Annotated in this window: 6 protein-coding genes, 1 tRNA gene and 1 pseudogene; 2 read left to right on the forward strand and 6 right to left on the reverse strand. The window is 73.0% G+C overall.

Annotated elements, in window-relative coordinates:
- The 4 genes and pseudogenes from ACFWOG_RS39245 to ACFWOG_RS39260 form a co-directional block, all read right to left on the reverse strand.
- Window positions 1-721 (reverse strand): annotated as a pseudogene (locus ACFWOG_RS39245) (hypothetical protein); the annotation flags it as partial.
- Between the two features lie 5 nt (window positions 722-726).
- Window positions 727-1,389 (reverse strand): aminodeoxychorismate/anthranilate synthase component II, encoded by a 663-nt coding sequence (locus ACFWOG_RS39250; protein WP_329884789.1) that lies wholly within the window; start codon window positions 1,387-1,389, stop codon window positions 727-729.
- A 55-nt stretch (window positions 1,390-1,444) separates the two neighbouring features.
- On the reverse strand, window positions 1,445-1,624 hold the full coding sequence (locus ACFWOG_RS39255; RefSeq protein ID WP_329884790.1) for a hypothetical protein: 180 nt from the start codon (window positions 1,622-1,624) through the stop codon (window positions 1,445-1,447).
- A 45-nt stretch (window positions 1,625-1,669) separates the two neighbouring features.
- Window positions 1,670-2,428: a DUF881 domain-containing protein gene (locus ACFWOG_RS39260; RefSeq protein WP_329885000.1), complete on the reverse strand. Its 759-nt coding sequence runs from the start codon at window positions 2,426-2,428 to the stop codon at window positions 1,670-1,672.
- Window positions 2,429-2,605: 177 nt separating this feature from the next.
- On the opposite strand from ACFWOG_RS39260, the gene crgA reads away from it, so the two are divergent.
- On the forward strand, window positions 2,606-2,854 hold the full coding sequence (crgA, locus tag ACFWOG_RS39265) for a cell division protein CrgA (protein WP_329884791.1): 249 nt from the start codon (window positions 2,606-2,608) through the stop codon (window positions 2,852-2,854).
- A 352-nt stretch (window positions 2,855-3,206) separates the two neighbouring features.
- Here the strand turns inward: crgA and ACFWOG_RS39270 are convergent, their stop codons facing one another.
- Window positions 3,207-4,112: a rhomboid family intramembrane serine protease gene (locus tag ACFWOG_RS39270; protein ID WP_329884792.1), complete on the reverse strand. Its 906-nt coding sequence runs from the start codon at window positions 4,110-4,112 to the stop codon at window positions 3,207-3,209.
- Window positions 4,113-4,461: 349 nt separating this feature from the next.
- On the opposite strand from ACFWOG_RS39270, the gene ACFWOG_RS39275 reads away from it, so the two are divergent.
- Complete coding sequence (locus ACFWOG_RS39275) at window positions 4,462-5,298, forward strand: DUF5324 family protein (protein WP_380364396.1); 837 nt, start codon at window positions 4,462-4,464, stop codon at window positions 5,296-5,298.
- Between the two features lie 71 nt (window positions 5,299-5,369).
- Here the strand turns inward: ACFWOG_RS39275 and ACFWOG_RS39280 are convergent.
- A tRNA-Ala gene (locus ACFWOG_RS39280) sits at window positions 5,370-5,442 on the reverse strand.
- Between the last annotated feature and the right edge of the window lie 190 nt (window positions 5,443-5,632).

The raw sequence follows: 5,632 nt of genomic DNA on the forward strand, positions 1-5,632 counted from the left end.
CCTTGGTCCGGCCCGCGGCGCCCCGGCCGGCCGCCCGGCGGCGCCCGTTGCCCGGGCGCACGGACGGCCGGCCCTGCGCGGCGCGGCGGCGCTCGGCCCGGCCGCCGCCGACCGGCGGACCGTCCGCGCCGACCACCGCGGCCATGGTGACCGTCTCGGCCGCCGCGAGCGCCTCGAAGGGGCCCCCGGGGGCCTCCTGGGCGTCCGGACGCGGCCCGAGCGCCTCCTGGGCCGGCGCGGCCTGCTCGTAGACGCCCCAGCCGTCCTCGGCTCCGCTCGGCGCCGGGTGGCCGCCCTGGACCGGGTCCTGACCCTGGTTCCGCCCCTGCCCCTGCTGGGCGGGCACGTGCCCGCCCTGCTGGAGCTGCTGGGCCCGGTACGGGTCGTACTGCTGGTACTGGCCGTTCTGCGGGTACGGCTCAGCGCCGTACGGCCCCTGCTCGTACGGCGCCTGCGGGTACGGCGTCTGCCCGGCCTGCTGGTACGGCCCCTGCGGGTACGGGGTCCGGGCGTACTGTCCCTGGGCCTGCTGTCCCTGGACGTACTGCTCCTGGGGGTACTGCCCCTGGGGCCCCTGGGTGTACTGCTCCTGCGGGTACTGCTCCGGAGGGTACGGCTGCCGGTACGGGTCGTGCGGGTACGGGCCGGCGCCCGGGTCCGCGGCGCCGCCCTGCGGGTCCGCGTCCGGCTGGTAGCGCCCCTCCGGACGCACCGCGGTCACGCCGCTCAGCCCCGGCCGATCACCGGGGCGAGCCCGGCCGAACGGTCCACGGCCAGCGGGTCGCCGCACTCGGCAAGCCAGTTGGCGAGCATCCGGTGACCGCCCTCGGTGAGCACCGACTCGGGGTGGAACTGCACGCCCTCGACCGCCAGCTCGCGGTGGCGCAGGCCCATGATCACGCCGCTCTCGGTGCGCGCGGTGACCACCAGCTCGTCCGGCACGGTGGCCGGCTCGACCGCCAGCGAGTGGTACCGGGTCGCGATGAGCGGCGAGGGCAGTCCCGCGAACACCCCGCCGTCCTCGTGCTCGACCGGCGAGGTCTTGCCGTGCAGCAGCTCGGGTGCCCGGTCGACCACCGCGCCGTACGCCACCGCGATCGACTGCAGGCCCAGGCAGACGCCGAACACCGGCAGCCCGATCCGCGCGCAGTGGTGCACCATCTCGATGCAGACGCCGGCCTCCTCCGGGGAGCCCGGGCCGGGGGAGAGCAGCACCCCGTCGAATCCGGTGTCGCCCTCGCGGCGGACCGCGTGCCCGACCGTCACCTCGTCGTTGCGGACCACCTCGCAGGTGGCGCCGAGCTGGTAGAGGTACTGGACCAGGTTGAAGACGAAGCTGTCGTAGTTGTCGACGACCAGGATGCGGGGCGGGGCCGGCTGGGTGGTCATGCGCGCGTTCTCCGTGGGGTGCGGGGACTGGGGACGAGGGGCGGTTCCGCCGGGGTCAGCCGACGGCGCCGTCGTCGCCCCCGTCCACTGTGACGTCTCCGAAGGGGAGGAGCGGTTCCGCCCACGGGAAGACGTACGTGAAGAGGAGGTAGACCACTCCCAGCACGAGGAGGAGCGAGATGACGGCCTTGACCGGGGAGGGCCCCGGGAGGTGTCGCCAGATCCAGCCGTACATGGTGCTCCCTCGACGTATCAGACTGGGGACAAGAGTAGACCCGCCCTACTGCTGCCCGGTCGCCGAGCGGAGGTCCGCCGTCCCCGTGAAGCCGGGCAGGGCGAGGTCCCCGCTCTCCTGGACCTTCCAGCCCAGCCCGTAGGCCTGGACGTACTTCAGGTAGTTGCGGATCGTCGGGTCCGACTCGACCGCCCCGCGCAGCGCGTCCGTCCTCCCGACCGCCCTCACCACGTAGGGCGGTGAGTAGACCCGGCCCTGGAGCAGCAGGGTGTTGCCGACGCAGCGGACGGCGCTGGTGGAGATCAGCCGCTGGTCCATCACCTGGACGCCCTCGGCGCCGCCCCGCCAGAGCGCGTTGACCACGGCCTGGATGTCCTGCTGGTGGATCACCAGGTCGTTGACGCCCGGCTCGGGCACCCCGGGGATGCGCGCGGTCGCGTTCGGCGGGGCGTCGTTGAGGGTGACCGTGAGGCCCGGGCCCTGGAGCGGGTCCAGCGCGGCGGCCTGTTCCAGGGCGGTCAGCCGGGCCGCGTCGGCCGGGCTGCGGCCCTGCTGGTCGGTGAGCTGCCGGGCCCGCTCCTGGAGGTCGGCGAGCTGGGCCTGGGACTGCTGGTTCTGGGCGCTGCGCTGCCGTATCACGTCGGAGAGGCTGAGCAACGAGTTGTCGGTCCGCAGATCGGTGCCGCGGGCGGTCTGCGCGCTGATGTAGAAGAGCAGCCCGGCGAGCGCGAAGACGGCGCAGGTCAGGGCACGTCCGACAATTCGGGTGCCGGCGGACCCGGTACGGGGCGGCCGAGGGGGAATCGACAAATTAGGCACCGTACCCTTATCTCCTTCAGACCCGCCGAGCCACTACGCTAACGGACGCCGGTGGCATGTGCGGGGTCGCTCCCCTTAACGTTCTCCCCAAACGCCACCGCCGGCCGCCTCGCCCCCGCTGAACCCCTGCGCGGTCACAGCGCATCGACAGGAGAGCTCCTCGTGCCGAAGTCTCGACTCCGCAAGAAGTCCGACTACACCCCGCCGACCACGGTCACGGTGAAGATCAGTTCGGGCCGCGGCTGGGTTGCACCCCTGATGCTGGCGTTGTTCCTGATCGGCCTGGTCTGGATCGTCACCTACTACGTGACGAGCGGCAGCTGGCCGGTGGAGAGCTGGCGGAACTGGAACATCCTGGTGGGCTTCGGCTTCATCGCGGCGGGGTTCGGCGTCTCCACCCAGTGGAAGTGACGCCGGGGCTCCACCCCTGAGCGCATTCCGCCGCCCCGGGACCGTCGGGTCCCCGGGGCGGCTTCGCGGTGCCCGGATTGCCGGATATGTACGAAACCTGTAGCGGTTTCTCCCGACTTGTCCCATCGGTTATCCCGCTTATCGTGTTTATCCACATGGTTATCCACACTGGGGAAAAGTCACGCGGGCCTGTGGATAACTCGCGCCGGGGGCGCTTTCCACACTCTCGCGCGCCCCTCCCCCGAATGCCGAATACGCACAGCAGGACACGCGTAGAACAGTCGTCCGCACCCGGGCCTCCGCACCGCCTGTGCACAGCCACCCACCCGCTGTGGACAACCGTGCGCAGGCGTCACCCGCCGTAGCTGGCCGTACCCACCAGAACCATCAGCAGGACCAGCCCGGCCACCCCCGCCACCGTGAGCCCCTGCACCGCCGCCCGGTTGGCGCGCGGGGCGTACATCAGGCCCGCCGCGGTCAGCGTCCCCGCGACCAGGCCGCCGAGGTGCGCCCGCCAGTCGATCCCGGGCACCGAGAAGGTGACGATCAGGTTGAACACCAGCAGCGCGGCCACCGGGCCGAGCGGCGCCCGGACCTTGCGGTACATCACCAGGGTCGCGCCGAGCAGGCCGAAGATCGCGCCCGAGGCGCCCAGCGACTTCATCCCGTCGCCGTCCAGCAGGAACGCGAACGCGCTGCCGGCCAGTCCCGAGAGCAGGTAGAGCGTCAGGAAGCGGAGCCGTCCCAGCGCCGACTCCAGCGCGGGGCCCATCACCCAGAGCATCAGCATGTTGGTGGCGATGTGCCAGGGCGCGGTGTGCAGGAAGACCGCGGTCAGCAGCCGGTACCACTGCTCCGGTCCCTCGGCGACGCCGTACGGGAAGCCGGTGTAGCGCGGGTCGAAGCTGACCAGCATGAGGTCGTCGGCCAGCCAGGGCTTGAGGACGTAGGCGGCCAGCACGAAGACCGCCAGATTGACGCCGATCAGCACCTTGGTGACCAGGGCGCCGTCCCCGGCCGGCTGCCCGCCGAACCGGGTGGTCGCCCGGCGGACCTGGCGACCGCCCTCGCTGACGCACTCCGGGCAGTGGAAGCCCACCGACGCGTTCACCATGCACTGCGGGCAGATCGGCCGACCGCAGCGGGAGCAGCCGATGCCGGTCTCCTGCTCGGGGTGCCGGTAGCAGCGGGACAGCCCGCTCGCACCGCCCGGCCCGGGGACCCGGTCGGTCGGCTGCCTCGGCTCGTCCGGGAGCATCGGTTTTCCCCTTCCGCCACGACCTGCCACGACCTGCTGCGACGTACCTCGCCCTGCCGCGACGACGCGAACGCGGTCCCGGCGAACGCCGCCGGAACGGCCAGCCTACTGCGGCCATACCCCCCGCCCCACGGCCCCACCCTCCCCCGCGCCCGCGGCTCGCCGCCCTTCCCGGGCCCGGAGCCGGCCCTGCGTCCGGCCCCGGCACCGCCCCCCGGCCCCGCGCCCGCGCGCCCGCCGGGCACGCCGCGCGTACGGCCCACTCCGGAGTGCCACCGGCCCGATCAGGATGCATGATCAGCATTCAGGTGGATATGTGCGTAAAAGACGCCACCAGGAGGAGAGACTCGTGACCCGTTTGGACTCAGCTCGTGAGACGGCCGGCAACCTCGCGGACAGCGCCAAGCAGCGCCTGGGCCCCACCCTGGACGCACTGGGCCCGAAGGCCTCCCAGGCCGCCCACAGCGCGCGCGTCCAGTACGACCGGCGCATCGCCCCGCAGATCGGTCACGCCTTCGCCAGCCTGCCGCCGGAGGCCCAGCAGAACACCCTCAAGGCCTTCCACCGGGCCCAGGAGGCCGCCCTGGCCGCCCGCCTGGCCGCCACCAAGGCCGCGGACCAGGCACGCACCACGGTCGGCACCAAGGTCGTCCAGGCGGTCGAGGAGGCCCGCGCCACCGTCACCCCGGTCGCACAGGAGGCACAGACCCGCAGCGCCGCCGCACTGACCGCCCTGCACGGCAACGTCACCTCGGCCGAGATCGGCGACCTCGCGGCCCGGAACCGCAGGAAGGCCCACCGCAGCGGCTGGGCCACCGGTCTGGCGGTCGCGGGCGCCCTGGCGATCGGCAGCGGCATCGTGGCCTGGCAGTGGTGGCGGCACCACAGCAACCCGGAGTGGCTGGTCGAACCGGCGAGCGGGACGTCACCGGCCCCCGCACGGTCCGGCGGCGCCCACGCCTCGGGCAGCGGCCCCACCGACGCGGTGAACGGCTCCAGGGCCGACGCCGCGGGGCCGGGAACCGGCGGCGGGCCCGAGGCCGGCGGCGTCTCCCCCGAACCGGGCCCACCGGTCGGCCGACCCGACAGCTCCGTGCCGTCGAACGGCTCCGACACCGGGTCCGGACCGGACCACGGCCACGACGACGACCGCCCCAAGCCGCACGACCCCCGGAAACCCCACTGAGAACGCAGATCGGCCGCTGACCCGGATTCAGGTCGGCGGCCGATCTGCTGCCCGCACGCGGTGGGCGACTGTGGAGCTTAGGAGACTCGAACTCCTGACATCTGCCTTGCAAAGGCAGCGCTCTACCAACTGAGCTAAAGCCCCGGGGCGGCATCGTGCGCACCGCCGGGCACTAGCGTACCCGGTCCCGGCGCGAATCCCACGCCCTGTCCCGGCACTCCTGCCGTACGGGTGGGGAAAGATCCGGTCGGGGCGGGGCGGCGGCCGGGCCCGACCCTCCCCGCCGGGGCGGGCGGGGCCCCCCACGAAAAACGAAAAGAAGAATGATAAGGTA

This window comes from Kitasatospora sp. NPDC058406 (assembly GCF_042722765.1).
In the GTDB taxonomy this organism is placed as follows: Bacteria; Actinomycetota; Actinomycetes; order Streptomycetales; family Streptomycetaceae; genus Kitasatospora.